Here is a 25,141-nt window from a genome sequence, read left to right as displayed (position 1 = left end):
AACACTTCTATGTGTCTTATATAGTCTACGGGAGGATTATTATGCTACGAACTGAAGTGAAAGAAAAGTTATTCCAAATTGTTGGACCTAAAAATTTATTAGACTCACAAGAAAGTTTACTTGTGTATTCATATGATGCGACACCGAATTATCAAGCGATGCCAGATGCGGTCATTAAGCCGAGAAATACGAAGGAAGTCCAAGAAATTGTTAAGGTTTGTAATGAATACAAAGTTCCGGTCGTTCCACGTGGTTCAGGTACGAATCTTTGTGCAGGCACCTGTCCGTTAGAGGGCGGTATTGTCATGTTATTTACCCATATGAACAAGATTTTAGAAATTGATGAAGAGAACTTAACAGTGACTGTTCAACCAGGTGTGATTACGCTAGACATGATTAACGCGGTAGAAGAAAAAGGTCTTTTTTATCCGCCAGATCCAAGTTCTATGAAAATATCTACGATCGGTGGCAATATTAATGAAAATTCAGGTGGACTTCGTGGATTAAAATACGGGGTTACTCGAGATTACGTGATTGCGTTAGAAGTTGTGCTGCCGAATGGCGATGTCATTCGTACTGGTGGAAAACTAGCTAAAGATGTAGCAGGTTATGATTTTACGAGATTAATGGTTGGAGCGGAAGGAACGCTCGGAGTGATTACAGAAGCGACGTTAAAGCTTATTCCAATCCCTGAAACGAAAAAGACGATGCTGGCTCTTTTTGACTCTTTAGAAGCTTCTGGAGCAGCTGTATCATCAATTATTGCGAATAAAATTATTCCAGCAACACTTGAGTTTATGGATCAAAGTACATTAGAAGTGGTTGAAGACTTCGCTAAGATCGGATTACCAACAGATGTTGGCGCTGTTCTTTTAATTGAACAAGATGGTCCTCGTGAAGTCGTAGAGCGTGATATTGATAAAATTGCAGAAATCTGCCGGGAACAGCAGGCGAAATCTGTTCAAATTGCCCAAACCGCAGAAGAAGGGTTAGCACTTGCGACAGCAAGACGTGCCGCACTTTCAGCATTGGCGCGTAAGAAACCAACGACAATTCTTGAGGATGCAACAGTCCCTCGTTCAAAAATTGCAGAAATGGTGAAAGCAATTGATGAAATTGCGAAAAAGCATCAAGTTGAAATTTGTACATTTGGCCATGCAGGAGATGGAAACTTACATCCGACTTGTATGACAGATGCTAGAAATAAAGAAGAAATGGAACGTGTAGAAGAAGCGTTTGCTGATATTTTTGCAAAAGCGATTGAGTTAGGCGGCACGATTACCGGAGAACACGGTGTAGGCGTCATGAAAGCCCCTTACCTTGCATGGAAGCTAGGAGAAGAGGGCGTAAATGCGATGAAAACATTGAAGTTCGCTTTTGATCCAAATAACATTATGAACCCTGGTAAAGTGTTTGCGAAAGAAACGAAGAAACGGGTGGTTGTACAACGATGAGTAAAGTGACAGAAGAACAAAAAAATCAGACCGTTATTGAATTTCAAAAGCGCATGGATTATGACGAACTTTTAAACTGTATGCGCTGTGGTTTCTGCTTACCGACCTGTCCGACGTATGGAGACGATCAGAACGAGGCCGCATCTCCACGTGGGCGTATTGCCTTAATGAAAGCAGTCGTCGATGGAAAAATGGAGCCCGATGAGGATTTTGAAAATCAATTAAATTTATGTCTTGGCTGTCGCGCATGTGAAACAGCGTGTCCGTCAGGGGTAAAATATGGGCACTTATTAGAAGAAGCAAGAGATATTTTAAATGCAACGAAGAAACACAGCCTGCCCGTTCGCGTCATTCGTAGAACGGTGTTTGAACAACTATTCCCATACCAAAACCGCATGCGCTCTTTGAATAGCTTGCTTTGGTTTTATCAGAAATCCGGCGTGCAAAAAGTCGTCCAAACGACGAATGTATTAAAATTAATGCCAGGAAGCATGGCGACGATGGAAAAGGTACTTCCACAAATTCCATCACCAAAAGCGATGAAAAACCGTCCAACCTATGTGCAAGCAGAGGGTGTTAAAAAGAAGCGAGTTGCCTTCTTCTCAGGTTGCTTAATGGACACGATGTTTATGGAGACAAACGATTCTACGTTATTTTTATTAAAGAAAGCGGGATGTGAAGTAGTCATTCCACAAAACCAAGGATGTTGTGGTGCGTTACATGCTCATAGCGGTGAAAAAAATCAAGCAAAAGAAATGGCCAAGAAAAACATTATCGCCTTCGAAAATGAGCAAATCGATTACATTATTTCAAATGCCGGTGGCTGTGGAGCTCTTCTTGTAGAATACGATCATCTTTTAAAAGATGAACCAGAATGGGTGGAGCGGGCGCGAAACTTTGCTAGAAGTGTAAAAGACATAACGGAGATTTTAGTTGAAGTGGGAATGCCAAAGATGAAGCTTCCTAAACAGATCGTCACGTATCAAGACTCTTGTCATTTACGTAACGTGATGAAAACCGCTTCTGCCCCGCGTAAGTTGTTACAATCGATCGAGGATGTAGAATTTCGAGAAATGAAGAATGCCGATCACTGTTGCGGTTCGGCAGGGATCTACAATATCATTCAACCAGAGATGGCCAATGAGATTTTAGATTATAAGATGGCACAAGCCAAAAATACAACAGCACAAACGATCGTAACCGCAAACCCAGGCTGTCTGTTACAAATGAAAGCCGGCATTGAGCGTGAGAAGCTGACAAAAGAAGTAAGTGCTGTGCACATTGTCGATTTACTGGCTGACGCGGTAAAGTATGCAGAACAGCACAAATAATTGAAAAGATTAATAATGTCCGTAGAAGCCCGTTTTTGCTCTTGCTGAGTAGAAGCGGGCTTTAATGTGTGCTGATGCTGGTGAGAAGGAGAAAGAGGCTGTAGCGGTAACCAAAGAAGAGCAATGGTGCCCGCAAGAGGGAAAAAGAGAATGTAGCGGTAACCAAAGAAGAGCAATGGTGCCCGCAAGAGGGAAACCGAGGCTGTAGCGGTAATCAAAGAGGAGCAATGGTGCCCGCAAGAGGGAAAAAGAGAATGTAGCGGTAACCAAAGAGGAGCAATGGTGCCCGCAAGAGGGAAAAAGAGAATGTAGCGGTAACCAAAGAGGAGCAATGGGCCCGCAAGAGGGAAACCGAGGCTGTAGCGGTAACCAAAGAGGAGCAATGGTACCCGCAAGAGGGAAAAAGAAAATGTAGCGGTAACCAAAGAGGAGCAATGGTGCCCGCAAGAGGGAAAAAGAGAATGGAGCGGTAACCAAAGAGGAGCAATGGTGCCCGCAAGAGGGAAAAAGAGGCTGTAGCGGTAACCAAAGAGGAGCAATGGTGCCCGCAAGAGGGAAACCGAGGCTGTAGCGGTAATCAAAGAGGAGCAATGGTGCCCGCAAGAGGGAGAAAGAGGCTGTAGCGGTAATCCAAGAGCAACAATGATGCCCGCAAGAGGGAAAAAGAGAATGTAGCGGTAACCAAAGAGGAGCAATGGTGCCCGCAAGAGGGAAAAAGAGGCTATAGCGGTAACCAAAGAGGAGCAATGCTAACCGAACTCCCCCTAGATTTACACTCAAGCAATTAATCTTCCTCCTCTACTCTTCCAAATAGGCTTCTTTTCCCTCTCCAACAAAAAAAGCTAAAGGAGAAATCTCCTTTAGCTTTTGGCACGACTCTTTTTCTTATCTTTTTCCATCTTTGCTTTCAAATCATCTTGAATGCTATGTTCCCATAGCGGTACACCGATGCGGTAAGCGGATCTAGACATCATCAGACCAGCAACTGGTGCTGTTAAGAAAACGAAAATAATCGTTAGTAAGATTTTTGCAACAAACAGTTGTTCATAAAGAAGAAAGAACAAGAAGGTTGCTGTCATGATTAAAATAACGCCTAATGTCGCACTCTTTGTGGCCGCGTGTAAGCGTCCGTATACATCAGGGAACCGTATCATACCAATCGCCCCTAAAAGGCTGAGAAAGCCTCCTAATAAGACGAATAGGCTAATTATTATCTCGATCAAAGACAACACCCCTTTCTAAGAACTTAGCTAGTGCGATAGAACCGACAAAAGCAAGTATACTGATGACGAGAATAATTTCTGCATAAGCCGTTGTTTCTTGAATGATCATGAGGATTCCAACAAAGCCAATTAAGTTAATACCAAATGTATCTAGTGCGACTACACGGTCTGGCATGGTTGGTCCAATGATTGCTCGAACAAAGCAAACGAAAAGTGAAATGGACATGATGACGAGAACGATTTGTAACACAGTTTGTAGCATCAATGGGTCACCTCCATGATGGCTTTTTCAAACGTATTGTGAATTTGTTTAATCATCGCATCTTTGTCAGGGACATGGATGGAATGAATGTAAAGCGTTTTATTATCATCTGAAAAGTCCATCGATAACGTACCTGGTGTTAATGAGATAAGAGAAGCGAGCAGTGTCAACTCCCACTCCGTTTCTAACTTTGTTGGTACTGCAATAATCCCAGGCTGAATATTCATTTTAGGACTTAATACGATCTTAATAACATCCCAATTGGCTAGAATTAATTCTTTACTAAACAGTAAGATCAGCTTGATTGCTGCGATCACACGTCTGAAATAAAAATCGAAACTTAGAAAACGTCTGAGTACAAATAGAATAAATAAACCAACTACATAACCGATTAAAAAGTCGACCCAAGTGTAGCTATTTTGCAAAAATACCCAAATGACGGCAATTACGAGATTTAATAAGATTTGAAAAGCCATAGCAACTACTCCTTAAGTACAGAATTAATATAAATCGAAGGATTTAAAAGCTCTTCTGCAACTTCTAGTGAATATGAGAAGATCGGTTCTGCGAAGAAGCCTAACACAATTGTTAAAATGACTAAAGGAACAATTGGGAGAATTAACTTTCCAACCTTTTGTTTTGCTTGCTTTTCAGTCATCTTCTGCTCTCCCCAGAAAGCATAGATAAAGATTTTCATCATCGAGAAGAGGGTTAATAAACCTACGACTAAGGCAACCGTAACGATAATGTAACGTCCTTCTTCAAAGCCCGCAAGAATGAGGGCAAACTTACTGAAGAACCCACTTAGTGGAGGGATACCAGCTAAAGAAATAGCAGAAATAAAGAACAGCCAAGCAAGCAAAGGATGTGTTTTTAATATTCCACCCATCTCTTTTAAGTTCGTTGTACCTGTTAACTTTTGTGTCGCACCCGCAAATAGGAATAGTGCAGCTTTTACGATAATGTGGTGAGCGATATAATAGATCGCACCCGCAATTGCAAGCGGTGTAAATATCCCAAGACCCATTACCATGTAACCAACCTGACTAATAATGTGATAGGAAAGGATACGTTTGAAGTCAAACTGTGATACCGCGCCTAATACTCCAAAGAACATTGTTAATCCAGCCAGGATAAGAATGATCGTATGTGTAAAGCCAGGGTCATGATTAAAGATTAACGTAAACATTCGAATAATTGCATACATTCCTACTTTAGTTAATAGACCCCCGAATAGTGCGGCAATCGCAGCAGGCGGGCCATAGTAAGAACGAGGCAACCAGAAGTAGAGTGGAAATAATGCACCCTTCATTCCAAATATGATCAGGAAGAGGATCGCAATTACATTTAATACCCCTTGTTGTTCTAGTAATGCTACTTTAACTGCTAAATCAGCCATGTTTAACGTTCCAGTTGCTGCGTAAATGTAAGCAACACCGACGATAAACAGGATCGAAGCGAATATATTGATAGCTACATATTTTAAAGATTCACGTAGTTGATATTTGGTTCCGCCCATAACAATTAAAATGTATGATGCAATAAGCATAACTTCGAAGAATACGAACAAGTTAAACAAATCGCCTGTTAAAAATGCACCGTTTACCCCTGTCAGCAGGAAAAAGTAAAACGGATAAAAGTAATATTTTTCGCGTTCACTTGAAATCGTTTGAAAGGCAAAAAATAAACAGACAAGACCTACAATACTTGAAAGCACGACCATCATCGTAGCAAACATATCAGCAACTAGGATGATACCAAATGGTGCTTGCCAATTCCCTAGTTCTATTGTTTGAATGCCTTCTTGATAGACTAAAACGGCTAAGTAGATAGATACACCAAGAAGAGCAAAAACTGTAATCCCACTGATCACGCGTTGGATCTTATGCTTTTTCGCAAATAAGATGAGTACAGTCCCGATGATAAATGGTATTAATATTGGTAATATTACTAAATTATTCATCGCCAGTTCCCCTTAATTTATCTAAATCATCTGTTTTGTGCTCTTTATACGTTCGATAAGCTAATACGAGTAAAAATGCCGTCACACCAAAGCTAATAACAATTGCTGTTAGAATTAAAGCTTGTGGCAGCGGATCGGCATAGAAGGGAGCTTCTTCTCCTAGTAAAGGAGGGGCTCCTCTTTTTAATCCCGACATTGTCAGTAACAATAGATGTGCACCATGAGAAAGCAGCATTAATCCTAAAACAAGGCGTAATAAACTTTTCGTTAAGATTAAATACGTACCGACCATAAAGAGGACACCAACTGTGATGGACATTAAGATTTCCATTAAGCATCATCCTCCGCAATCGTTAAGATTATTAACAATGCAATACCGACAACAACCAAGTAAATGCCTAAATCAAACGGTAATGCAGTTGTTAAGTGAAACTCGCCTAAAAATGGGACTGTAACATAACGATCAAACTGAGTTAAGAAAGGAAAACCAAGACCGATACTTCCAAGCCCCGTAAAGATTGAAATTAATAACCCAACCGCAATCATATGGGTGAAGTTAAATGGGATTGCTTTTTTTACACTTTTCATATCGAAGCCTAAATACATAAGTAATAAAGCACTTGCCGTCATTAATCCACCTATAAACCCTCCACCTGGATTGTTATGTCCAGCAAAAAATAAGTAGACGGAGAAGGCGAGAATAATGAAAGTAACAATCCGCGTAATCGTGTGAAGCATTACATTGTTCGACCTCATACATCTTCCCTCCCAGTCATTCTTAACTTAATAAGCGTAACAACTCCAAGTGCTGCAATTCCAAGTACGAGTACCTCTAATAACGTATCAAGTCCACGGAAGTCAACGAGGATAACGTTAACCATATTTTTCCCGGCAGCTAGCGTATAAGAGTTTTCCACGAAAAATTGAGAAATCGGTTCAATTCCATTGGACGTACTAAGAGCAAATGAACTAAATGCAGTTACCGTTACAAAAATACCGACAGCAATTGAAATGATTAAGTTCACACCATTGAAGCGTGGAGTGAATTTTTCTTTTCTAAGCTCAGGTAAATGATAAAACGCAAGTAGTAACAATACGACCATTACCGTTTCAACTAGTAACTGTGTTAACACGAGGTCAGGCGCTCTAAATACGGCAAAGAATAAAGCGAGCAAGAACCCGATTACCCCAACAATAATGATGGCAGTAATTCGATGGTTAATGAACGGAACAGATAAAGTCGCTGCAATAAATACGAGTGTTAAAATCCACATGTATGGTGAGATAGTAGCAACATTGACTGTATCAATGGCAAAAACATCGTATCTGATAAATGTGTATCCAAGTAAAAGAATCGTGAACGTGATCATGTAAGCAAAGTAATCACGTAATAATCCAGTCATTTGAATTTGAGTAACGCTAGTAGAGCCTTTAATTAAACCGACTAATGATTGATCATAAACATAGTTTAGTGGATCGCGCTCTTTTAAGTAGATATTCAATTGCATCCACTTCTTCGCTGTTAAATAAATGAATACCCCAACAGCAATAACACCAATCGTCATTAATAATTCGGTATTCAACCCGTGCCAATGATAAATATTCACATAGAAGCGTTGACCTTCGTCTAACACACCTGGAAGAATTGCTGCCATGGCTGGCTCAATGACAGTGTAAGATAGAAGGTTCGGGAAAAATCCGAAAATAACAACTAATGATACTAGGATGATTGGACTGATTAACATTCCAATCGGTGCCTCGTGTACATGTTTTACATCATAGTTTTCAGGTTTAAATTTACCAGTGAATGTTTTGAAGAACATAATCGTACAGTAGACGAATGTAAAAACACTAGCAATCCAACCGACTACAGGAAAAAGTAAGCCCCACGTTTGCATGTTAAAAATGTCTAGCTCCGAAGCTCTTAGAATACCTGTAAAGAACATTTCCTTACTTAAGAAACCGTTCAATGGAGGAAGACCTGCCATTGCTGCGAGACCAATTAAAGAGATCGTAAAGGTAATAGGCATGATGGCCATTAATCCACCTAACTTACGAATATCCCGTGTCCCTGTTTCATGGTCGATAATACCGACGGCCATAAACAAGCCGCCTTTAAACGTTGCATGGTTAATTAAGTGGAAGACCGCTGCTAATGTAGCCGCAGAATAGTAAAGGGCTGCTTCTGTCCCTGTACCATAGTATAAGGAAGCTGAGCCTAGACCTAGTAATGCCATAATTAAACCAAGCTGACTGATCGTTGAGTAGGCGAGAATGGACTTTAAATCCTTCTGACGAACAGCTGAGACTGAGCCCCATAGCAATGTGAATATACCGAACACTGAGATAATCCAAAACCACTCTGGTAACCCGCCAAAAACAGGAGTCAAGCGAGCAACTAGATAGATACCGGCTTTAACCATTGTCGCTGAGTGCAAGTATGCACTTACAGGTGTAGGTGCTTCCATCGCATCCGGTAACCAGATGTGGAATGGGAACTGTGCCGATTTAGTAAATGCCCCTAATAGAATGAGAAGCATAGCAGGTAAAATTAACGGATCATTCGCAATGACAGCTGCTTGTTCAATAATTCCGCGAATGCTGAACGTATTGGTCATGACGTATAGTAGTGAGAAACCACCAAGCATTGCAAATCCGCCAAACACCGTAATAAGCATTGATTTTTGAGCCCCGTAAATGGACTTTTCACGATGGAACCAATAACTAATTAATAGAGAGGACGCTAAACTTGTTAATTCCCAGAAAACGTATAAGACAATTAAGTTGTCAGAAATAACAACTCCGAGCATTGCCCCCATGAACATTAATAAATAAACATAGAAGTTATTTAGAGATTCTGTTTTCTTTGACAAGTAATAGATAGAATAGAGAACTACGAGAGAACCAATTCCGGTAATCAGTAATAAAAAGAGTAAACTAAGTCCATCCACATAAACAGTAAAATTTATACCTAAAGAAGGTACCCATGGGACTGTATGTTTTACGACATTCCCATTCGATGTCACCGGTAGAAATTGAATGAAATAAATAAATAAGAATACAGGTAACGCAAGTACAAACCAGCCCGTATGTATCTTTCGGATATACTTATAAAGAAATGGAACAAGAATGGCTAGTAAAAATGGTGATACTGTAGCCCAGTGTAGAGCAGTCAATGTTTATTACCTCCTTAAAATAGTTTATGTGACATATCAGATTTAAAGAGGCTGAGTCATAAGTGTTAAGTTTTCCTCAGTCAATAAACGAATAGTTGCACATCAAGAGTAACTACTCATTTATCGTGAGGAACTTATCACTAGCATTTACTTCAGCCTCTTTAGAGAACACCGAGATTGCTATGTCAAAGAAATACGTTTTACGAACAATAAATTCATTTCACTTAAAAAAGGTGCTTCATCGTTCATGATATGCGGACATTACAAGGCTAAAACAAATTATATAATAAATTAAAAACACTTGCACCTTTGAAACCATAGCAAAACACTCAGTATTTATTGTTCAATTTAAATATGTAGAAATTCGCAAAAACGAAAAAAAAAATTTTTTTTAAAGCGTGTAAAAACACTGATAGTTTTCACCTAATTGACAAAAATATGTAACTTTTTACTAAATCTATGTATAAATCTTTCGTTTATTTTTCATTCTATAAGTACAACCACTTTCTTTTAGAAAATACTGGAGTGAAAAAAATGAGACTTAGAAAAGGTTTAGTTGCGTTGTCCATCTTTACGATCCTGTTTATCGCTGCCTGGCAAGCCAATTCATATAATGACCGCATGATTCAAATGTATAATCTAGATGAAGAGCATGAAAATATGGGCATTTTAGAAGCACCGCAACAAATCCAACAGCTTGAACCGTTTAGACCAAGAGAATATATTAAAATTCGATAAAGCAGAGGATATCCAAATCAGTTTACTTGGGTGTCCTTTTTCGTAATTAAGAAAGTATTAATTGTCAGCAAAGAAGCATACTCGACGTATCTTTTGGATTGGCTATAAGTACAACTCCGTCGCTGTCTTCGCTGAAAGGCTCGCCTAATCGGCAAATTTTCTTTATTATGTTTTATAGGAGAAGTTGTGAGAAGGGTTGTTTTTTTGCAATACACATTTAACCGTGTATACAAAAATATATTACAAAAAAAACCAACTCGAGAATATACCGAGTCGGTCTGTTGATTTTCTAAGGTGTATTAAGAAGTGAGTTTAATTTTGTCTGCTAACGAACGACGGTCAATTTCAAGTTTAATGAGGTAGATAAAATCTTCACTTAATTTAAGTTCGATAGCCTTAAAGTACGTTTCAATTAATAGATCATCTGATAATTTCTTCATTAATATTAACCTCCTTCAAAAGGAAAATTACTTGACGAGTGAAAAGTAACGGATAACAGGTATATTTTTATGTATTAAGCATGTTTTACTAGGTCGATTAATATACTAATAGGATTTCCAATTTGTTGTAACCTAATCCTAACATGTACAAAAAAATAGAACAACCGTTCGATTTATCCACAATTAACAGTGGATAACTTGTTGATTACTTGTTTATAAATGTAAAAATTCCATAATTTATAAGATGTTAATAGGTGAATAAAGTTATCCACAGTGTAGATAACAGCCAATTTTTGTCGAAAACTTTTTTAAATTTTTTTGAAAAGAAACGAATTTTTTCGAAATATCCCATATTTTTTAGAGATTAGTTGTCTCAAGTCATTTGGGGAATCATCGTTCTTTTGTGCTCATCCTTACATAACAACATTACTGCTCTCATAAAAGCATCAACTCCGCTAGATAAAAAGATTGAAATATACAGAAAAAAATTGTATACTTACGGTTTGATTAAAGGTTTGGAACATTTATCCTTATTGATAAATCAAACTCGTCAAATGATATACCCGAAAAGAAAACATCTTACACATTTTCCAGAAACTCATTAAACATAAGAGGATAACAAGATACTTGTTTCAAATAATAAGAATAAGGAAAAGTGTAGAGAAAAGAAAAGTTACTTAAAAGCACGAACATTGGAGGATGAATAGTGGAAGAAAAAGATATTATTTGTGCTGGTTGCGGTGTCAAAGTTCAATCCATTGACAAAAGTGAATTGGGGTACGCCCCAGCTTCAGCATTAGAACGCGATGTAATTATCTGTCAACGTTGCTTCCGTTTAAAACATTATAATGAAGTCCAGGATGTTAAATTAACAGATGATGATTTCTTAAAAATCTTAAATACGTTAGGGGAAACCAATTCTCTCATCGTAAAAATCGTTGATATTTTTGACTTCAATGGAAGTTGGTTACCTGGCTTACACCGTTTTGTAGGTAATAATGATGTTCTTTTAGTAGGAAATAAAGTGGATTTGCTTCCTAAATCGCTGAATCCTAACAAATTGATTAATTGGATGAAACGCTCCTCAAAAGATTTAGGTTTGAAACCAATTGATGTGATGTTGATTAGTGCTGAAAAAGGTCATGGTGTATTAGATGTGGCTAATCGCATCGAAGAGCTGAGAAAAGGTAAAGATGTTTACGTTGTCGGTTGTACAAATGTCGGGAAGTCCACATTTATCAATCGATTGATTAAAGAATTTGGTGGCGATGAAGAGCAATTAATTACGACATCACACTTTCCTGGTACGACCTTAGATATGATTGATATTCCGTTAGACGATGGCTCTGCTCTATATGACACACCTGGTATAATTAATCACCATCAAATCGCTCATTATATTGATAAAAAAGAATTAAAAACGATCACACCGAAAAAAGAAATTAAAGCCATGGTGTTTCAATTAAACCGAGAACAAACATTGTATTTTGGTGGATTAGCAAGGTTTGATTTTGTAGAAGGAGAGAGAAGTTCATTTGTTTGTTATTTCTCAAACGAAATTCATATTCATCGAACAAAATTGGAGAAGGCAGATGAGTTGTATCAAAATCACTTAGGTGAATTGTTGTCACCACCAGGGCCGGAAACAAAAGAAAACCTACCGGAACTAGTTAAACATGAATTTTACATCAAAGAAAAAAGCGATATTGTCTATTCTGGTTTAGGGTGGGTTTCAATACATCAAGAAAATGTACACGTCCAAGCATATGCTCCTAAAGGTGTAGGTGTAACGATTCGTCCAGCGCTCATTTAAAAGGGAGAGAGAACGATGGGGAAACTATTTGGATTGATTGGTCACCCGGTAAGTCATTCGATGTCACCAAGTATGCATAATGATGCTTTTCGAAATCTAGACGTAGACCATCATTATCAGGCTTTTGATGTAAAGGAAGAAGACCTTGAAGCTGCAATTTCAGGAATCCGTGCACTAGGAATTAAGGGATTTAACGTAACTATTCCTCATAAAGTAAATGTGATGAAGTTTCTAGATGAGGTTGAAGAGGAAGCTAAGTTAATTGGTGCTGTTAATACAGTTGTAAATAAAGATGGAAAACTAATCGGTTATAACACGGATGGAGAAGGTTACTTACAATCATTATTGAAAGTAACTGGACAAGAGCTTCAGCAGATGAAGACATTGATTATTGGTGCCGGCGGAGCGGCACGTGCTGTGTTTACGGTTCTTTCCAAGTACGGTGTTTCCGAGTTGGACATTGCAAATCGTACAAATGAAAAAGCAGCGATACTTGCAAGTGAATGTAATTGTGGTCAGGCAGACGTAGAGGTTCTTTCAATAGAAGAAGCCGGGGAACGACTGAACGAATATGATCTAATTATTAATACGACTTCAGTTGGAATGAGTCCTCACACAGATCATCTGCCAATTCATTTAAAGAATTTAAAAAAAGCAGCAGTCGTGAGTGACTTAATTTATAATCCCTTAAAGACGAAACTTTTGCTTGAAGCAGAAGGTAAAGGAGCAACCATTCTAAATGGAGTTGGGATGTTCGTGGAACAAGGAGCACTCGCTTTTGAAAAGTGGACAGGTGTTGCACCTGACCGCCATGAAATGGAAAATATTGTATTAAAACAACTAGGAGGATTTTAAAATACATGTTAAAAGGAAAACAAAAACGTTTCTTACGCTCTAAGGCACATCACCTAACACCTATTTTTCAAGTAGGAAAAGGCGGAGTGAATGACAATATGATTAAACAAATTAATGATGCATTAGAAGCAAGAGAATTATTAAAGGTAAGCGTCTTACAAAATTGTGAAGACGATAAAGATGAAGTGGCAAATGATTTAAGTAAAGGGACCAGAGCTGAAATTGTTCAAGTGATTGGGAATACTATAGTATTGTATAAAGAATCAAGAGAAAATAAACAGCTGGAGCTCCCACAATAATTAGAAGATAAAGGGGAGAAGGATTATGCGAAAAATCGGTATTCTTGGAGGTACATTTGACCCTCCGCATATCGGGCACTTACTCATTGCTCAAGAAGTACTGGAGCAATGTAAGTTAGATGAACTATGGTTTATGCCAGCAAATATTCCTCCCCATAAAAAAAACGATGATGTATCATCTGTTACTGACCGTATCGAGATGGTAACCAAAGCAATTGAAGGTGTTGAGCAATTTATTGTTTCTACCGTTGAGTTAGAGCGAAAAGGCCCCTCTTATACAGTAGACACATTAAAAGAGCTTAAAATGAGATTACCAGATGTGGAATTTTACTTTATTATTGGTGGAGATATGATTGAACAACTCCATACGTGGGAACGTATCGATGAGTTGTTTGAGTATGTGACGTTCGTTGGCCTTCAGCGACCTGGATACTCCCACTCTTCCAAGTATGAAGAGAAGTTGAAATTATTAACGATTCCTCAAGTGGATATTTCTTCATCAGATATTAGAGACAGACTTAAAGATGGGCGGAGCATTCGCTACTTTGTACCTGAACAAGTCCGTCAGTTTATTGAGGAGAGAAAGTTATATGGAACGAGTACAAGCGTTAGAAATCGTTAAGCCTCACTTAACCGATCATCGTTATACTCATACAATCGGTGTAATGGAAACGGCCATACAACTTGCTAAACAAGAAGGGATCGACCAAGGAAAAGCGGAACTAGCTAGCATTTTTCACGATTATGCTAAATTTCGACCGAAAGAAGAAATGCGTCAGCTCATAAAAGAACAAAATTTAGGTGATGATTTTCTTAATTATGGTGATGAATTACTTCATGCCCCATGTGGAGCGTATTGGGTAAAACATGAGGTTGGAATCAGTGATGAGGAAGTATTATCTGCCATCCGTTTTCATACGACGGGTAAACCGGATATGACAACGTTAGAAAAGGTCGTTTTTTTAGCTGACTATATTGAACCTGGAAGGCATTTTCCTGGTGTGGAAGAAGTGAGAGAAGTTGCTGTAAAAGATCTAAATTATGCATGCATTATGTCGTTACGTAATACGATGGCATTTTTAATGAAAAAAAATCAATTGGTATATCCAGATACTTTAGCAGCTTACAATCACCTAATAACTGAACGGAAAAAATAAGGAGGTAATTAACTTAATGGATGTAAATAAAGTATTAAAACTAGCTGTAAATGCAATTGATGACAAGAGAGCGGAAGATATTGTCGTGCTCAATATGAAGGGTGTTTCTCTAATTGCTGACTATTTTATTATTTGTCACGGGAACTCAGATAAACAAGTGCAGGCGATCGCACATGAACTAAAGAAAGTCGCTCAAGAAAATGGAATTGATTTAAAACGTTTAGAAGGATTTGATCAAGCACGTTGGGTCCTTGTTGACTTAAACGACATTGTGGTGCATGTGTTCCACCATGACGAACGTTCATACTACAATTTAGAAAAACTATGGGGCGACGCACAAGTGATGGAGCTTGAAGGGGAACTACTGTAGTTGATAGGAAGGAAAAACGATGAACTACGAGCAGTTTGCTTACTTATATGATCAATTAATGAAGGACGCACCGTATGATGAGTGGTTAACATTCACAAAAGAAAAGCTGCACCTATATTTACCAGAAGCTAAAGAATTATTAGATGTTGGTTGCGGGACTGGAGAACTTTTGCTTCGATTAGCCAAAAACGGGTACGATGTGACAGGAGTCGATCTATCGAGTGATATGTTGGTCGTTGCCAATAATAAGGTTGAGGCAGCAAAGGTAACTGCAAAGTTGTTTGAGCAAGATATGAGACATTTAGAAGGACTTGGTCATTTTGACGCAGTTCTTACGTATTGTGACAGTTTAAACTACTTACCGAATGAAGACGATGTTCAAGCTGCATTCTTAGCCTTTAACCGATCATTAAAGGATAATGGATTATTACTATTGGATGTCCATTCGTGTTATAAAATGGACGAAATTTTTACGGGGCAAATTTTTGCAGATGACGATGAAAATATCTCGTATATTTGGAAGGTGTTTGAAGGAGAATTTCCATATAGTGTTGAACACGATTTAACGTTTTTTGTTCAAAATGAAGATCAGACATATGCTCGTTATGAAGAGTTCCATGAACAGCGAACCTATACTATTGAGCAATATAAACAGTGGTTAGAAGAGGCAGGGTTTTCAGTTCTGGAAATCAGTGCAGACTTTGGTAAAGAGATTACTGAAATCAGTGAGCGAATTTTTTTTGTGGCGCGAAAAAAATAAGCAGGAATTTGAATTTAAACAAAGAATAAGACAAGAGACGAGTAAAGTCTCTTGTCTTATTCTTTGTATGTTTTAGAAGAAAATTGTTGTTCAATTAACTCTTTGTCTTCGTAATACTTGGCATGTGTTTGCTGAAAAAGATGATCAAACATTTGACCAATTTCTTCTTCTAAAACTTTAATTCCTTCACCAGTGATGCCCCCAGGTACACAGACTCTTTGTTGTAATGTTGGTAATGTAAAAACCTCTTTTTCCAACAGTTTCCCCATTCCGATGATCATATTCGTTGCAAGTGTCGTTGCATCTTCTTCTGTAATTTCAGTTTGTCTTACAGCCGCGTCCACAAATCGTTGTAAAATGTAACTAAAAAAAGCAGGACCGCAACTTACGATATCCGAAGCAACTCTCGTAACATTTTCTTCAATGACAAGAGGAGTAGAAATATGACTGAGAAGGGAGGTGAGTACCTCTTTATCTTTACTTGAACAACGGCTACCGAAACTTAGTAGTGAAGGACCCGCGTGTGCCCGGTTTAAAATACTCGGAATTGCTCTTGCCACTTTACAATTTACCATCTGTTCAAGCTGCTGTACGGCAATCGGACTTGTAATGGAAACGAGTAATTGGTTGCTGTAAAAATCGGCCTGAATCGACTCTAATAACGAGTGAAATTGTAGAGGTTTAACACAAATGAAAATGAAGTCCGTTTTCCGTACAACCTCATTTGGTGTTTCACATATGTTAAGTGAATGGTGCTTCTTCCCAAGATTTTTTGCTTTTTCTAATGTGCGATTATGAATGAACAGCTGGGATGGAGTGACAGCTTTTGCTTCAATCAAGGAATCAATTAAAATGGTTCCCATGCTTCCTGTACCGATTATCCCAATATTCATGTTGCATCCCTCCTTTTCCTCACGCTGTGCTCACATAGGGGCTACAGAATGTCCTCTAGACAGTCTTTAACGTAAATATATGAGGGATGCTATCGTATTATGTTTATTTTTAAATTAACGGTTTGCTTTCGATCTCTTTGTGTATTCAGTAACCATTTCTTTGGTCACCGTTTTTCTAGTCGGAAAACCAAACTTCATCGCAATTCCGTTCATCTCGTTTGTAATTTGATTAATTTCAGTAACTGAAAAATCGTTACCTTTCTTCGCATCAGCTACTACCTTTTCAATAGTTGCTTCCCGCATGGCCTCTAGCCTTTTAAACTCCATTTGTCCATTTATATGGTTTTCAACCTGTTTAGATATCGCTAAGTGTACACTCATATTTAACATCCTTTCCTAAAGCGAGGTGTAATGATGAAATTCTCCAAGCGTGAGCTATGGCTCGTTTGTTTGATTGGAGTATCACTTCTAGTAGTAAGTGTAAGCTTTATTTTTGACTTTGACAACAACTCCGATGCAGAAGAACTAAACTGGTACTATGAAGAAGAGGAGGAAAAAGAACAAGTTATAGTTGAACCGAACCTTTCAATTATTGTCGATGTAAAAGGAGAAGTTATTTCACCAGGTGTTTACGAACTAGAAGAGGGGCAACGAATGAAAGATCTCATTGAATTAGCGGGTGGGTTAACCCCAGATGCAGATGAAATGAAAATTAATTTAGCTGCAATTCTTTCTGATGCAATGGCGATATATATTCCTAAAGTGGGGGAGGAAGATCCGCCGATGTCAGAGTCAGTTATGGTCGGTAACCAATCATCAACAAGTGAGAATGGAACAATTAACATTAATCAGGCAACAGCCGATGAACTTCAAAAACTGCCTGGTATCGGTCCGGCAAAAGCAACTGCAATCATTTCATATCGTGATGAAAATGGTCCCTTTCAAACCGTCGAAGAATTACAAAATGTCTCAGGCATTGGTCCAAAATCCATTGAAAAGATGAAAGATGATATAGCAGTAAGATAACAGAAAACTCATAATAAATTGACAACTGGCTAGATAAAGGATATAATCAGCGGAAAATTCATATAATTTCTATCTGATTTTTTTGGGTGGGAGTAGGAGGAAGAAAAGCATGAGTGAAAACAAGTGGTCTTTAGAAACTATTGCTGTTCATGGAGGACAAGAAGTAGATCCTACCACGCAATCAAGAGCTGTACCTATTTATCAAACAACATCATACGGCTTTAAAAGCACTGAACATGCAGCGAACCTTTTTTCTTTGGCAGAACCTGGGAATATTTACACGCGTATTATGAACCCGACACAAGACGTATTCGAAAAACGTGTCGCTGAGCTAGAAGGCGGAGTGGCAGCGCTCGCTACAGCTAGCGGAAGTTCAGCTATACACCTAGCTATCCTTAACATATGTGAGAATGGTGATGAAATCGTTGCTTCAAGTGCATTATACGGGGGAACGTACAACTTATTTGTACATACGTTAAAAAAGATGGGAATTACCGTTCACCTTGTTGATGGTACGGATCCTGAAGCATTTGAACGCGCGATCACACCGAATACGAAGTTGCTATATGGTGAAATGATTGGAAATCCTCAAGGAGACATTCTGGATGTAGAAGCTGTGGCAGCCGTTGCTCACCGAAATGGAATTCCGCTTATGGTTGATGCGACTTTAGTAACACCAGCATTATGTCGTCCGATTGAGCACGGAGCGGATATTGTTGTTCATTCTGCGACTAAATTTATGGGTGGACATGGAACATCAATTGGTGGAGTTATTGTTGATGGTGGAAAGTTCGACTGGGGTAACGGGAAGTTTCCTGGACTGTCTGAGCCGGATCCGAGTTATCACGGTTTAGTCTATACTGAAGCTTTAGGAAACTTAGCATACATTATTAAAGCGCGTGTACAGCTGTTACGTGACTTAGGACCAGCAATTGCGCCGTTAAACTCTTTCCTATTATTACAAGGATTAGAAACGCTTCACTTGCGTATGGAGCGTCATTGTGAAAATACGGAGAAAGTGGCTCAATTTTTAGATAACCATGAGCTTGTCGAGTGGGTAAGTTATGCCGGCCTACCGTCACACCGCTCATACGATTTAGCCAACAAATACTTACCAGATGGTAAAGGAGCAATTCTTACGTTTGGTATTAAAGGTGGTACGGAAGAAGGAAAGAAATTCATCAATGCACTAGAATTGCTTTCCCATGTTGCCAATGTAGGTGATGCGAAATCGCTCGTCATTCACCCTGCAAGCACAACCCACCAACAGTTGTCTGAAGCAGATCAAAGAGCAGCTGGCGTAACGCCAGAGCTTATCCGTCTTTCAATCGGAATTGAAAATGTAAATGATATTATTCATGATATTGAGCAAGCGCTTGTAAAGAGCCAAAGCTAAGCAGGGTGAGGGTGACTCCTAAGTATTGGTTACGCGGTATGATGTGATGACAATCCATTTTATTGTCGTGATTACTTTACTGGAGTCGCCTTTTTTCCTTGAGGAAAAACCTTTGGATGGCGGGGGCAGTGGTCAGTCGGCCTGCCTATGCAAATACGAATGTTCGGCTAGTTTTTAAGTTGGAGTTGGCGCGCGCATTGTTTCACAGGCTTCACATGCTCATCGTTTCAAAGACTTCACAAGTCCATGCTTATTAGTAACTGCTAACTCCAACATGAAATAGAATAGGGGGACTGAGAGGTCTTTATTTGTGTCAATAAGCCACTTTTGTTTAGTTTAGAGGACTCAGAAGCCCTTATTTACTAGTTTTCATGGAGTTGTGTAATGATTTTAGGCAAATAAGAGCCTCTCAGTCCGTGAAATCCATAAATGAGGGGGTTTTCACTAAATTAAGGTCCTCTCAGTCCCCTAACGTCTAATGCCCTCAAATTTTTACTCCATTAATTCAGGCTAGCCCTCAAATTTCTGCTAATGCTCCAAAAAAGTAATGATAGTATAGTTTGTGTCACCTTTCATTATTAAGCTACGTACCGTCGAGTATACTTTGTGCTCGCTTATCTATCTTCAAACATGAGTAAAGAGCAAGCCACGTATTGCTGGCCCTCCAGCGCTTGTCGTACTAAACGGCCTCTTCCGCTTTTCTTACCATTGACGCATGTTTCTGACGTTGGATAAACTATAGGCATAGAAGCAAATTGACTAGGAGTTGAAAAAAGGTGAATCGAATTTCATGGGATCAGTATTTTATTGCACAAAGTCATTTACTTGCGATGAGGAGTACATGTACACGTTTGATGGTAGGGGCTACAATTGTCCGGGATAAACGAATTATTGCAGGAGGGTATAACGGATCGATTTCCGGAAGTGATCATTGTATAGATGAAGGTTGTTATGTCGTGGACAACCATTGTATTCGGACGATCCACGCGGAAGTGAATGCTCTTTTGCAATGCGCTAAATTTGGCGTTCCAACACAAGGAGCAGAAATTTATGTTACTCATTTTCCGTGCTTAAACTGTACGAAGAGCATTATCCAGAGTGGCATTTCGGCCGTGTATTATTCAGCCGATTATAAAAATCATCCGTATGCGTTAGAGTTACTTGAACAAGCAGGGGTGAAAGTGAAGCAAGTGGAATTGGAAGAAATGATCTTAGATAAAAATTCAAATGAAAAGCTTCAATTTACAGCATCATTATTGGAAAAGCTCGCTGCAAGCGGGATTTCAGAAACCGAGCTTAAAAAGCTTCGTGATGAAGCAAACAAGCTCTATACTCCACTTTAATGTAAAGGAGTTATTTCTTTGACTGGACGTTGGCATATTGTTGTGTTGGCAGCGATCATTAGTATTGTAATAGCTACAAAAGAATTTCAAGTTTGGTTACTTTTTCTGATAGCGTTCTTAAGTTATGATTTAATGGTTCACAGGCGAAGGATAAGGATTGATGGACTTTTTCTTGTCCTTTGCTTACTGTTATTTTTTTCGAGTAGTTCCTACGTTCATAAAAATAATGTGACGAATTATTCCTCCGAACAAACCTCTTTTATTGGTACGATTAGTTCCATTCCGCAAATAAATGGCGATCGCCTAAGCTTTCAATTCAAGACCGTAACAGGTGAAAAATTACAGACCAATTATTTAATTAAATCCGAACAAGAGCAACTGCAATTAAAAGCTCTTACTGTCGGAATGAAATGCCCTCTGCAAGGCAAGCTTCGTAAACCTTCGCCGTCAACCAACTTCTATGCCTTTGATTATCAAGAGTTTCTCTTTTATCAAAAAATCCATTGGACTTTCCATCCTGAGACTATAGAGGTCTCAAAATGCCACTCCCCTTCGTTTTCTGTTCGCTATGCGCTTCAAACCATTCGGCAACATGGAATTCAATACATTAGTGACCAATATCCAGATGGGTCAAAGGGAATTGTTACTGCTTTACTATTTGGTGATCGAGCGAGTATGGAGGAGGATGTGTTAGAAGCGTATCAGCGTTTAGGTGTCATTCATCTTTTAGCTGTTTCTGGTCTTCATGTAGGACTAATTTTCTCAGCGTTATTCTTTCTTCTTATTCGTTTTGGTCTCACACGTGAGCGAACGATTGATTTATTGTTAGTATTATTACCGATGTACATGGTTGTTGCAGGAGGTGCTCCTTCTGTTATTCGTGCGGTATGTATGACGGTTGTCATCCTCGTTTCATTGCGGATAAAAAAGAAATTACATCCACTTGATGGAATTAGTTTCGTTTGTCTTTTGTATTTACTTCTATCTCCTTATTCCTTATACCAATTAGGCTTTCAATTATCATTCTTAATCAGCTTTACTTTAATTGTTTCCTCAGAGTTGGTGAGTAAACAGAGTCATTATTTACAGCAACTGGTAACCGTGACTACCATTTCACAGCTCGCATCTTTTCCTATAATCGTTTTCCACTTTTACGAAATTTCCTGGTTAAGCCTTCCGCTTAATATCGTATTTATTCCATTTATTTCTTTACTTGTTTTGCCTGCTGTTTTTTTAACTTATTGTATTCATTTGATTTCACCTTTTTTTGGAAACTCGCTTTTAGAAGTGCTTAATGGAATAATTGTTTATTCACATGCAAGTTTAACGTTTCTTAATAACTTGCCTTTTAGTTCAATCCTTTTTGGTCAATTTGATATTTGGGTTGCTTTCTCAATAATTTTCATTTGCTTTGTAGCGTTCCTTTTTTATGAGAGGAAATTTTCGCTCAAACGTTGGGCAATTCTTATGGGCGTTCTGACCAGTCTGATGTTCATCCATTTTCTAAGCCCTTATTTTAAAGGACAAGGTGAGGTGACAATGTTAGATGTAGGGCAAGGTGACAGTATTTTCATTGAACTCCCTCATCGAAAAGCGGTTTATTTAATCGATAGCGGAGGCCTGGTGAGTTTTGGAAGAGAAGAAGAATGGAAAAGGCGATCACGTGAATTTGATGTCGGCAAACATATCGTCGTTCCTTTTCTCAAAGCAAAAGGAATTCGCACGATTGATAAGTTAATTTTAACGCACGGTCATTACGATCATATTGGTGGTGCTGAGGCACTTCTTGATCAAGTGAATATAGATGAAATCGTCTATGCATACGGACCTGTTGAAGGAGATTTTGAGCGCTATTTATTAACCGAATTTCAACAGAGAGGTACAACCATACAATTTGCTAAAGAAGGAATGGGGTGGTCTATGGCAGGAAGTGACTTTCGTGTTTTATCACCTCAAGGAAGTGAAGACAGCCTTAATAATCGATCAATTGTTTTATATAGTACATTAGGTGGCGTCAAGTGGCTTTTTACCGGTGATTTAGAGGAAAGTGGTGAAGCTCGTCTTATTCGTGATTTTGTTGATTTAGACGTCGATATTTTAAAGGCTGGTCATCATGGAAGCCGTACGTCGTCAACTCCTCCATTTATCGATCATATTCAACCCAAAATAGTCCTCATTTCGGCCGGAAGAAATAATCGGTTTCAACATCCTCACGAGGAGGTGATTGAAACATTTAATGAACGCAACATTCCAATTTATCGTACGGATGAACATGGTGCTATCCGATACGTCTTTTCGAAAAAAGGGCTTCTTCATATAGAGACGGCCATCAAACAAAAATGAAAAAGGGTTACCAATGCGGTAACCCTCTCTCTTTAAGTATGGTTGTCTTACATGTTGCCGAATACGTCAACTAGTGAAGCGATAATAAATAAAGTGGCAAAGAAGCCGAAAGAAACGATAAACCCAACACCTGAATCAATTGCGTCGTTGCGTTTACATTGTACTCTTTTTTCGAACTCACTCATTAGTAACCCCTCCTATTTCATTCTTTAGTATAAGGGAAGACAAGAAAAAAATCCATACTATCCATAGTCCTTTCTGTGAATAATCGCAGCTGTCTAGCTCCAGCGCCCAGCGACTAGCGAGACTTCCCTCACCTTCGTACGATAAGTCAACATCGACTCACTCCCGTTCATCGTGTTTCCTTTATCTCCTACGGGCTCAGTCCAGTCCGTACGTCGCTAAACGGGCGCTTGCGCCTTTCTCGTCTAGCTCCAGCGCCCAGCGACTAGCGAGATTTCCCTCACCTTCGTACGATGCCTTTTTTGAATTTACGTATTGTCAAATTTTAAATCATTGTCTTCCACTGCTGTAAAGAGTTGTCACCTATAGTTTTTAACTGCATAGGATATCATAACTAGTGTAGAGGTCGCCGAACATGATTATCGCCATTAGAGGGGTTTCCTAGGGTCCGTTTGATGGCGTTTATCATAAATGGAGGTTAACTCATGAAATTGGTTCTTAACTTATGTTAATGAACTGACTTGCTCATTTCATTAGTATTGGATTAAGTTTGGGAGCCAATGACAATGGGTTGGCCTCTTTTTCATGTTTAAATTCCTTCGTAAGTGTGGACAATACTTTTGATATTCCCCATAATAATATTACCAATCTCTTTTAGGAATATCCAACCATTAGGAAGGGACGTAAAAATGTCATACATAGAAACAAAACGAAACATTCTAAAAGAAAAAATTTCCCCGCTTTATTTGTTTATTGGTGAAGAACGTTTTTTAGTTGATGATTTAATTCAATCGATTGTTGCCAAAGCATTGACGGAAGATGAGTTAGACTTTAATTTATCAACGTATGAATTAAAGGAGACTGCGATAGATGTTGCTGTAGAAGATGCTCAAACACTTCCATTTTTAGGGGCAAAACGTGTAGTTATCGCTAAAGATGCCTATTTTTTAACCGCACAAAAAGACGATAGTAAAATTGAGCATAATTTAAAATTACTGGAAACCTATGTACAAAATCCTGTTCAAGAAACAGTTTTTATTTTAATAGCACCGTATGAAAAATTAGATGAACGCAAAAAGATAGTTAAATCGTTAAGAAAAGAAGCAGAAGTTGTTGATACGAAAGAGTTTGACGAAAAAATGCTAAACGAGTGGATAAATGAACAAGCGATGACTCACTCGATTGAATTGACCTCAGGTGGCAAAGAAAAGTTAATTCAATTATTAGGTGGAAATTTATTAATGCTCATTAATGAAATTGAAAAGCTCTCTCTCTACGTAGGGGAGCATGGGATGATTGATGAAACGGTAGTTGATCAACTTGTAGCAAAGACAGTTGAGCAAGATGTATTTATGTTAATCGACCATATCGTACACAAACGTATTGAAAAAGCTCTAGAGATTTATTTTGACTTAATGCAACAAAAAGAAGATCCAATTAAGCTTGTCGCTTTATTAGCCCGTCAAGTACGCATCATTTATCAAGTAAAAGAACTGTTGAAAAGAGGGTATTCACAACAACAGATTGCCGGTCAAATTAAAGTTCACCCGTATGCTGTTAAGTTAGCGGGACAACAAGGAAAAGCATTTCAAGAAGCTACATTATTTCGTTTATTAGAGCGACTTGCGGAGACTGACTTTAACATTAAAAGTGGACAAGTGGATAAACATTTAGCAATTGAGTTGCTTTTGATGGAATTTCACAGGTAATTCAGTGTAACACTTTAACCGGGTTCATGTACAAGATCAAAATTTTAATAAAAATATAAAAAGCGGAGTAACTCAAAAAGAGTTCCTCCGCTTTTTACCTTAAAAAAGTTAACTTTTTTAAAACTAAGCCAATCATTCGATTATGCAGAAACTTCGTTTAATTGCTTTTGTAAACGAGACTTTTGACGAGATGCTGCATTTTTATGAATAAGGCCTTTGCTTGCTGCTTTGTCAAGCTTTTTAGCAGCTGTAACATACGCTTCTTTCGCTGCTTCTACTTCGTTAGCTGCAACTTTCGCTTCAAAGTTCTTGATAGCAGTACGAAGAGCAGACTTTTGAGAAGTGTTTTGCACACGGCGCTTGTCGTTAGTTTTTACACGTTTAATCGCAGATTTAATGTTAGGCAT

The 25,141-nt window shown here is 38.6% G+C and carries 28 protein-coding genes; 16 read left to right on the top strand and 12 right to left on the bottom strand.

Annotation, left to right across the window (positions count from 1 at the left end; genetic code table 11):
- The first annotated feature begins 41 nt into the window (after nucleotides 1–41).
- The 3 genes from glcD to ACNSTQ_RS03060 all read left to right on the top strand — a co-directional run bounded on the left by glcD (nucleotide 42) and on the right by ACNSTQ_RS03060 (nucleotide 2,993).
- Nucleotides 42–1,454: a glycolate oxidase subunit GlcD gene (gene glcD, locus ACNSTQ_RS03070; protein WP_418198380.1), complete on the top strand. Its 1,413-nt coding sequence runs from the start codon at nucleotides 42–44 to the stop codon at nucleotides 1,452–1,454.
- A complete protein-coding gene (locus ACNSTQ_RS03065; RefSeq protein WP_418198379.1) occupies nucleotides 1,451–2,785 on the top strand; it encodes a (Fe-S)-binding protein in 1,335 nt (444 codons plus the stop codon). Before glcD ends, ACNSTQ_RS03065 begins: the two co-directional genes overlap by 4 nt.
- Before the next feature lie 64 nt (nucleotides 2,786–2,849).
- Nucleotides 2,850–2,993: a hypothetical protein gene (locus tag ACNSTQ_RS03060; RefSeq protein WP_418198378.1), complete on the top strand. Its 144-nt coding sequence runs from the start codon at nucleotides 2,850–2,852 to the stop codon at nucleotides 2,991–2,993.
- 652 nt (nucleotides 2,994–3,645) lie between these two features.
- On the opposite strand, the gene mnhG is transcribed toward ACNSTQ_RS03060, so the two are convergent.
- Genes mnhG through ACNSTQ_RS03025 form a run of 7 tightly spaced genes read right to left on the bottom strand, consistent with a single transcriptional unit; the run spans nucleotide 3,646 to nucleotide 9,409 of the window.
- The gene (mnhG, locus tag ACNSTQ_RS03055) at nucleotides 3,646–4,014 is read right to left on the bottom strand and encodes a monovalent cation/H(+) antiporter subunit G (protein ID WP_418198377.1); all 369 of its coding nucleotides are present in this window, start codon (nucleotides 4,012–4,014) and stop codon (nucleotides 3,646–3,648) included.
- A complete protein-coding gene (locus ACNSTQ_RS03050; protein ID WP_418198560.1) occupies nucleotides 3,989–4,270 on the bottom strand; it encodes a Na(+)/H(+) antiporter subunit F1 in 282 nt (93 codons plus the stop codon). The genes mnhG and ACNSTQ_RS03050 overlap by 26 nt, the downstream gene beginning before the upstream one ends.
- Nucleotides 4,270–4,746, bottom strand: coding sequence for a Na+/H+ antiporter subunit E (locus ACNSTQ_RS03045; protein WP_418198376.1), 477 nt, complete (start codon nucleotides 4,744–4,746; stop codon nucleotides 4,270–4,272). Before ACNSTQ_RS03045 ends, ACNSTQ_RS03050 begins: the two co-directional genes overlap by 1 nt.
- A gap of 5 nt (nucleotides 4,747–4,751) precedes the next feature.
- Nucleotides 4,752–6,233: a Na+/H+ antiporter subunit D gene (locus ACNSTQ_RS03040; RefSeq protein WP_418198375.1), complete on the bottom strand. Its 1,482-nt coding sequence runs from the start codon at nucleotides 6,231–6,233 to the stop codon at nucleotides 4,752–4,754.
- Nucleotides 6,226–6,564, bottom strand: coding sequence for a Na(+)/H(+) antiporter subunit C (locus ACNSTQ_RS03035; protein ID WP_275118453.1), 339 nt, complete (start codon nucleotides 6,562–6,564; stop codon nucleotides 6,226–6,228). The genes ACNSTQ_RS03040 and ACNSTQ_RS03035 overlap by 8 nt, the downstream gene beginning before the upstream one ends.
- Entirely contained in the window at nucleotides 6,564–6,989 is a 426-nt protein-coding gene (locus ACNSTQ_RS03030) for a Na(+)/H(+) antiporter subunit B (RefSeq protein ID WP_418198374.1), read from the bottom strand. Before ACNSTQ_RS03030 ends, ACNSTQ_RS03035 begins: the two co-directional genes overlap by 1 nt.
- Nucleotides 6,986–9,409 carry a Na+/H+ antiporter subunit A gene (locus tag ACNSTQ_RS03025; RefSeq protein ID WP_418198373.1) on the bottom strand — a complete coding sequence of 808 codons (2,424 nt, stop codon included), beginning with the start codon at nucleotides 9,407–9,409 and terminating at the stop codon, nucleotides 6,986–6,988. The genes ACNSTQ_RS03030 and ACNSTQ_RS03025 overlap by 4 nt, the downstream gene beginning before the upstream one ends.
- A 534-nt stretch (nucleotides 9,410–9,943) precedes the next feature.
- Between ACNSTQ_RS03025 and ACNSTQ_RS03020 the strand changes: the two genes are divergently transcribed.
- Nucleotides 9,944–10,147: a hypothetical protein gene (locus ACNSTQ_RS03020; RefSeq protein ID WP_418198372.1), complete on the top strand. Its 204-nt coding sequence runs from the start codon at nucleotides 9,944–9,946 to the stop codon at nucleotides 10,145–10,147.
- 299 nt (nucleotides 10,148–10,446) lie between these two features.
- Here ACNSTQ_RS03020 and ACNSTQ_RS03015 read toward each other — a convergent pair whose 3' ends face one another.
- Complete coding sequence (locus ACNSTQ_RS03015) at nucleotides 10,447–10,587, bottom strand: sporulation histidine kinase inhibitor Sda (protein ID WP_418198371.1); 141 nt, start codon at nucleotides 10,585–10,587, stop codon at nucleotides 10,447–10,449.
- Nucleotides 10,588–11,293: 706 nt separating this feature from the next.
- On the opposite strand from ACNSTQ_RS03015, the gene yqeH reads away from it, so the two are divergent.
- The 7 genes from yqeH to ACNSTQ_RS02980 are packed head-to-tail and all read left to right on the top strand — an operon-like array spanning nucleotide 11,294 to nucleotide 15,841.
- Nucleotides 11,294–12,400: a ribosome biogenesis GTPase YqeH gene (gene yqeH, locus ACNSTQ_RS03010; RefSeq protein ID WP_418198370.1), complete on the top strand. Its 1,107-nt coding sequence runs from the start codon at nucleotides 11,294–11,296 to the stop codon at nucleotides 12,398–12,400.
- Between the two features lie 15 nt (nucleotides 12,401–12,415).
- Complete coding sequence (gene aroE / locus ACNSTQ_RS03005; protein ID WP_418198369.1) at nucleotides 12,416–13,255, top strand: shikimate dehydrogenase; 840 nt, start codon at nucleotides 12,416–12,418, stop codon at nucleotides 13,253–13,255.
- 5 nt (nucleotides 13,256–13,260) lie between these two features.
- The gene (gene yhbY / locus ACNSTQ_RS03000) at nucleotides 13,261–13,554 is read left to right on the top strand and encodes a ribosome assembly RNA-binding protein YhbY (protein ID WP_418198368.1); all 294 of its coding nucleotides are present in this window, start codon (nucleotides 13,261–13,263) and stop codon (nucleotides 13,552–13,554) included.
- Nucleotides 13,555–13,579: 25 nt separating this feature from the next.
- Nucleotides 13,580–14,176, top strand: a complete 597-nt coding sequence (locus tag ACNSTQ_RS02995) for a nicotinate-nucleotide adenylyltransferase (protein WP_418198367.1) — start codon at nucleotides 13,580–13,582, stop codon at nucleotides 14,174–14,176.
- On the top strand, nucleotides 14,145–14,711 hold the full coding sequence (yqeK, locus tag ACNSTQ_RS02990; protein ID WP_418198366.1) for a bis(5'-nucleosyl)-tetraphosphatase (symmetrical) YqeK: 567 nt from the start codon (nucleotides 14,145–14,147) through the stop codon (nucleotides 14,709–14,711). Before ACNSTQ_RS02995 ends, yqeK begins: the two co-directional genes overlap by 32 nt.
- Before the next feature lie 16 nt (nucleotides 14,712–14,727).
- Nucleotides 14,728–15,081, top strand: a complete 354-nt coding sequence (gene rsfS / locus ACNSTQ_RS02985) for a ribosome silencing factor (protein WP_418198365.1) — start codon at nucleotides 14,728–14,730, stop codon at nucleotides 15,079–15,081.
- Between the two features lie 19 nt (nucleotides 15,082–15,100).
- On the top strand, nucleotides 15,101–15,841 hold the full coding sequence (locus ACNSTQ_RS02980) for a class I SAM-dependent DNA methyltransferase (RefSeq protein ID WP_418198364.1): 741 nt from the start codon (nucleotides 15,101–15,103) through the stop codon (nucleotides 15,839–15,841).
- 56 nt (nucleotides 15,842–15,897) lie between these two features.
- On the opposite strand, the gene comER is transcribed toward ACNSTQ_RS02980, so the two are convergent.
- Nucleotides 15,898–16,734 (bottom strand): late competence protein ComER, encoded by an 837-nt coding sequence (gene comER / locus ACNSTQ_RS02975; RefSeq protein WP_418198363.1) that lies wholly within the window; start codon nucleotides 16,732–16,734, stop codon nucleotides 15,898–15,900.
- A 114-nt stretch (nucleotides 16,735–16,848) separates the two neighbouring features.
- Nucleotides 16,849–17,115 carry a DUF2533 family protein gene (locus ACNSTQ_RS02970; protein WP_418198362.1) on the bottom strand — a complete coding sequence of 89 codons (267 nt, stop codon included), beginning with the start codon at nucleotides 17,113–17,115 and terminating at the stop codon, nucleotides 16,849–16,851.
- A gap of 33 nt (nucleotides 17,116–17,148) precedes the next feature.
- Between ACNSTQ_RS02970 and ACNSTQ_RS02965 the strand changes: the two genes are divergently transcribed.
- The 4 genes from ACNSTQ_RS02965 to ACNSTQ_RS02950 all read left to right on the top strand — a co-directional run bounded on the left by ACNSTQ_RS02965 (nucleotide 17,149) and on the right by ACNSTQ_RS02950 (nucleotide 22,842).
- The gene (locus ACNSTQ_RS02965; protein WP_418198361.1) at nucleotides 17,149–17,760 is read left to right on the top strand and encodes a helix-hairpin-helix domain-containing protein; all 612 of its coding nucleotides are present in this window, start codon (nucleotides 17,149–17,151) and stop codon (nucleotides 17,758–17,760) included.
- Between the two features lie 109 nt (nucleotides 17,761–17,869).
- Nucleotides 17,870–19,156: a homocysteine synthase gene (locus ACNSTQ_RS02960; protein ID WP_418198360.1), complete on the top strand. Its 1,287-nt coding sequence runs from the start codon at nucleotides 17,870–17,872 to the stop codon at nucleotides 19,154–19,156.
- Between the two features lie 776 nt (nucleotides 19,157–19,932).
- Complete coding sequence (locus tag ACNSTQ_RS02955) at nucleotides 19,933–20,499, top strand: ComE operon protein 2 (protein WP_418198359.1); 567 nt, start codon at nucleotides 19,933–19,935, stop codon at nucleotides 20,497–20,499.
- 18 nt (nucleotides 20,500–20,517) lie between these two features.
- Nucleotides 20,518–22,842 carry a DNA internalization-related competence protein ComEC/Rec2 gene (locus tag ACNSTQ_RS02950; protein ID WP_418198358.1) on the top strand — a complete coding sequence of 775 codons (2,325 nt, stop codon included), beginning with the start codon at nucleotides 20,518–20,520 and terminating at the stop codon, nucleotides 22,840–22,842.
- Nucleotides 22,843–22,889: 47 nt separating this feature from the next.
- Here the strand turns inward: ACNSTQ_RS02950 and ACNSTQ_RS02945 are convergent, their stop codons facing one another.
- Nucleotides 22,890–23,027, bottom strand: a complete 138-nt coding sequence (locus ACNSTQ_RS02945) for a YqzM family protein (RefSeq protein ID WP_209122973.1) — start codon at nucleotides 23,025–23,027, stop codon at nucleotides 22,890–22,892.
- Nucleotides 23,028–23,714: 687 nt separating this feature from the next.
- Here ACNSTQ_RS02945 and holA point away from each other — a divergent pair.
- Nucleotides 23,715–24,734, top strand: coding sequence for a DNA polymerase III subunit delta (holA, locus tag ACNSTQ_RS02940; RefSeq protein WP_418198357.1), 1,020 nt, complete (start codon nucleotides 23,715–23,717; stop codon nucleotides 24,732–24,734).
- Between the two features lie 140 nt (nucleotides 24,735–24,874).
- Here holA and rpsT read toward each other — a convergent pair whose 3' ends face one another.
- On the bottom strand, nucleotides 24,875–25,141 hold the full coding sequence (rpsT, locus tag ACNSTQ_RS02935) for a 30S ribosomal protein S20 (protein WP_418198356.1): 267 nt from the start codon (nucleotides 25,139–25,141) through the stop codon (nucleotides 24,875–24,877).

It is taken from the genome of Alkalihalobacterium sp. APHAB7 (assembly GCF_048323755.1).
In the GTDB taxonomy this organism is placed as follows: domain Bacteria; phylum Bacillota; class Bacilli; order Bacillales; family Bacillaceae_F; genus Alkalihalobacterium.
Note: the sequence above shows the minus strand (reverse complement) of the source record. Positions and strands in the feature narration are given on the sequence as shown.